This is a genomic window from Bifidobacterium sp. UBA6881 (genome assembly GCA_002451435.1).
In the GTDB taxonomy this organism is placed as follows: Bacteria; Actinomycetota; Actinomycetes; order Actinomycetales; family Bifidobacteriaceae; genus Bifidobacterium.
In genome coordinates, this window is record DKCF01000019.1 from 1 (window position 1) to 3,282 (window position 3,282).

The 3,282-nt window shown below is 61.2% G+C and carries 4 protein-coding genes and 2 pseudogenes; 4 read left to right on the plus strand and 2 right to left on the minus strand.

Annotated elements, in window-relative coordinates:
* Positions 1-264, minus strand: a pseudogene (locus B3C64_RS01335) (N-acetyltransferase); the annotation flags it as partial.
* 88 nt (positions 265-352) lie between these two features.
* Positions 353-802, minus strand: a pseudogene (locus tag B3C64_RS01340) (GNAT family N-acetyltransferase); the annotation flags it as partial.
* A gap of 40 nt (positions 803-842) precedes the next feature.
* On the opposite strand from B3C64_RS01340, the gene B3C64_RS01345 reads away from it, so the two are divergent.
* The 4 genes from B3C64_RS01345 (at position 843) to B3C64_RS01360 (ending at position 3,252) form a co-directional block, all read left to right on the plus strand.
* On the plus strand, positions 843-998 hold the full coding sequence (locus B3C64_RS01345; protein ID WP_291533205.1) for a hypothetical protein: 156 nt from the start codon (positions 843-845) through the stop codon (positions 996-998).
* Positions 999-1,087: 89 nt separating this feature from the next.
* Positions 1,088-1,744 (plus strand): amino acid ABC transporter permease, encoded by a 657-nt coding sequence (locus tag B3C64_RS01350; RefSeq protein ID WP_291533206.1) that lies wholly within the window; start codon positions 1,088-1,090, stop codon positions 1,742-1,744.
* Complete coding sequence (locus B3C64_RS01355; RefSeq protein ID WP_291533207.1) at positions 1,731-2,405, plus strand: amino acid ABC transporter permease; 675 nt, start codon at positions 1,731-1,733, stop codon at positions 2,403-2,405. The genes B3C64_RS01350 and B3C64_RS01355 overlap by 14 nt, the downstream gene beginning before the upstream one ends.
* The gene (locus B3C64_RS01360; RefSeq protein ID WP_291533208.1) at positions 2,398-3,252 is read left to right on the plus strand and encodes an amino acid ABC transporter ATP-binding protein; all 855 of its coding nucleotides are present in this window, start codon (positions 2,398-2,400) and stop codon (positions 3,250-3,252) included. Before B3C64_RS01355 ends, B3C64_RS01360 begins: the two co-directional genes overlap by 8 nt.
* Positions 3,253-3,282: the final 30 nt, after the last annotated feature.

Below are 3,282 nucleotides of genomic sequence, written 5' to 3' on the forward strand. Positions count from 1 at the left end.
TGTCCGCGTGCGTGGTGCGGTGGCCTGTTCGGAGCCCACTGCTTCGTGGACCAGCGGCAGACGCATCTGATGCCAGACCACATGGCCGTGCGTCGAGGCGGAGACGCCCTCGTCCACGAAGCCCAGACGGGCGTAAAAGCCGATCAGACGTTCCTTGCAGGTGAGCACGATACCCTTGCGTCCCGCGATGGTGGCATCGAGAATCACACGCCGAAGCAGATGGCTGGCGCAGCCACGATGCTGGTACACGGGCGCCACGTCCACGCCGAAGATCATCTGNNGTCAGCCGCATCTGATACCACGTCGCGCCGCCGTGCGTCGAGACTGACACGCCCTCATTGACGAAGCCGAATTTCGCATAATACGCCAGCAGCCGTTCCTTGCAGGTCAGAACGAGCCCGCGTCTACCCTGCTTCCTCGCCGCGTCGATGGCCGTTTGCAGAAGCGTCCCCGCGCAGCCGCGGCCACGAAATTCCGGCACGGTGTCCACGCCGAAGATCATCTGCCAATCGCCATGCCCGTCATGCATCGACGCGTCGTCGTACATGACGTCGGCGAGATCCGGTTCGTTCGTCGTCATACCGTTGACGAAACCGACCAACGTGCCCTCTTCGACGGCCGAGGGAAAGCTGACGTCGTCGGCGTCGGTGCTGATCAGCAGCCAAAAATGATCGGGATACGTGGCCACGCGCGCGGTGAGGCTTTCGTTGCTCGCCGCCTCCGCCGGCGGGAAGCAGGCCGCCTCCACCGCCTCGATAGCGTCCAGGTCCTCCATCGTTGCATGTCGAATGAGCATGAGCATACTTTCTCGCAAGGTCTACCCAATCTCCACAATTCGGTATATGCCGGCAAAGAAAAACCGCGATCATGCGATATCGTGGCATAATCAAAAAGCCGGTTTTACGGCATCCGATAAGCGCTTATACGAAAAACCGATAACGAACGGCTCCTTTGGCCGCGCTGAACGCGGTACCATAGGCGCGTTTGTACAATCGTGACATCCATGTCCGGCATCGGCCGACATGACCGTGCCAGGCGTGCGCCGATCGGTGCGGAGCAATCGAAAGAACACGAAGGGAGGCGGCACATGCTCGACTGGTCGTTCATCACGCACTATGCGCCATTCTTCGTCACCGGCGCCGAAATGACGTTGTTCATCTCCGTATTCGGCATCGCGCTTGCGATCGTGATCGGTCTGGTGTGCGCGGGCATTGAAATCGCCCGCATTCCGGTGCTTCGTCAGATCGTGCGCGTCTACATCGAGCTCAGCCGAAACACCCCGCTGCTCGTGCAGCTGTATTTCCTGTACTTCGGCCTGCCGAAACTGGGCGTCGTCTGGTCGTCGGAGCAATGCGCGATCGCCGGACTCGGATTCCTCGGCGGCTCGTATATGGCCGAGGCCATGCGAGGTGGTTTGGAGACCATTCCGAACGTGCAGCGAGAATCCGCTTATGTGCTCGGACTGAGCCAATGGCAGACCCTGAGCCGCGTGATCGTGCCGCAGGCGATCAGCACATCCATCCCGGGCATCGTGGCGAACGTCATCTTCCTGGTCAAGGAATCGTCCGTCGTGTCGGCCATCGCGCTCGCCGACGTGATGTACATGGCCAAGGACCTTATCGGCATGTACTACAGCACCTACGAATCGCTGTTCCTGCTGATCGTGGCGTACCTGATCATCCTGTTGCCGATCTCCCTGTTCGGCACTTGGCTGGAACGGAGGTTCGACTATGAGCGGCGTTGAGATTCTGCTTCAGCCGGGCGTGTTCCCGCGCTTGCTGCAGGGCCTGTGGGTCACCGTGTGGATCGCCGTCGTGTCGGTGGCGCTGTCCGTTCCGGTCGGCTTGGTCGTCGGCTGGCTCATGACGATGAAGAATCCCGTCATTCGCGTGCTGACCCGCATTTACTTGGACTTCATCCGCATCATGCCGCAGCTTGCGCTGCTGTTCATCGCCTTCTATGGTTTCGCGCGCGCATGGAATTGGAATCTGGATGCGACCGGATCCTGCGTGCTGGTGTTCGTGCTGTGGGGCGGGGCCGAGCTGGGCGATCTGGTGCGCGGCGCGCTGGAATCGATTCCGAAGGTGCAGTATGAGTCGGCGTATGTGCTCGGACTCAATGGCTGGCAGACCTTCGTGAAGGTGATTCTGCCGCAGGCGTTGCGTCGTCTGCTTCCGGCGTCGGTGAACCTCGCCACCCGTATCGTGAAGACGACGTCGCTGGCCGTGCTGCTCGGCGTGGTCGAAGTGATCAAGGTCGGCCAGCAGATCATCGACGCGAACCGTTTCCAATACCCCAACGGCACGCTGTGGATCTACGGGGTGATTTTCTTCATGTACTTCATCGTGTGCTGGCCGCTGTCGATTGTGGCCCGCCGATTGGAAAAGAGGTGGTCGCATGACTGACGTGGCGAACAAGGAACGGACCGGGCAGGCGGAGCATGCCGGACAAACCGGTGGGGTGAGTCTTGAGGTCAGCCATCTGGTCAAGCGATACGCCAACGCCAGCAAGCCGGTGCTCGACGACATCTCCTTCACCGTGCCGCATGGCAAGGTGCTGGTCATCGTTGGCCCGTCCGGTTCCGGCAAGTCGACCTTGCTGCGCACCATCGCGGGGCTTGAACCGATTCAGGGCGGAACGATCGCGCTGAACGGCGATGTCATTGAAACCGGCAGGCCGGGCACCGAGTCCGCGGGACGCAGCAAACGAAGCAGCGAACTGCGCACCAAGGTCGGCATGGTGTTCCAAAGCTACGATTTGTTCCCGAACAAAACCGTGCTCGGCAATATCACGCTCGCGCCGACGCTTGTGCAGAAGCGCGACAAGGCCGAAGCCGAAAAGGAGGCCGTCGCGTTGCTTGAACGTGTCGGCCTCGCCGACCGAAAGGACGCGTGGCCGCATGAGCTTTCCGGTGGTCAACGCCAGCGTGTGGCCATCTGCCGTGCGCTGATCCTCCATCCTGAGATCCTGCTGTTCGACGAGGTCACCGCGGCGCTTGACCCGGAAATGGTGCGCGAGGTGCTCGACGTGATGCTGGAACTCGCGGATTCCGGCCAGACCATGCTCATCGTGACCCATGAGATGCCGTTCGCGCGTGCCATCGCCGACCGCATCATCATGCTGGACGGCGGCGGCATCGTGGAGCAATCCGATGACGCGGAGCGGTTCTTCACCGACCCGCAGACGGAACGCGCCAAGCAGTTCCTGCACACCTTCGAATTCAACAGACATCGCGCGAACGGCGAAGCCTGAGCGACGCGCGAATCCATGTGATTCGGCGGA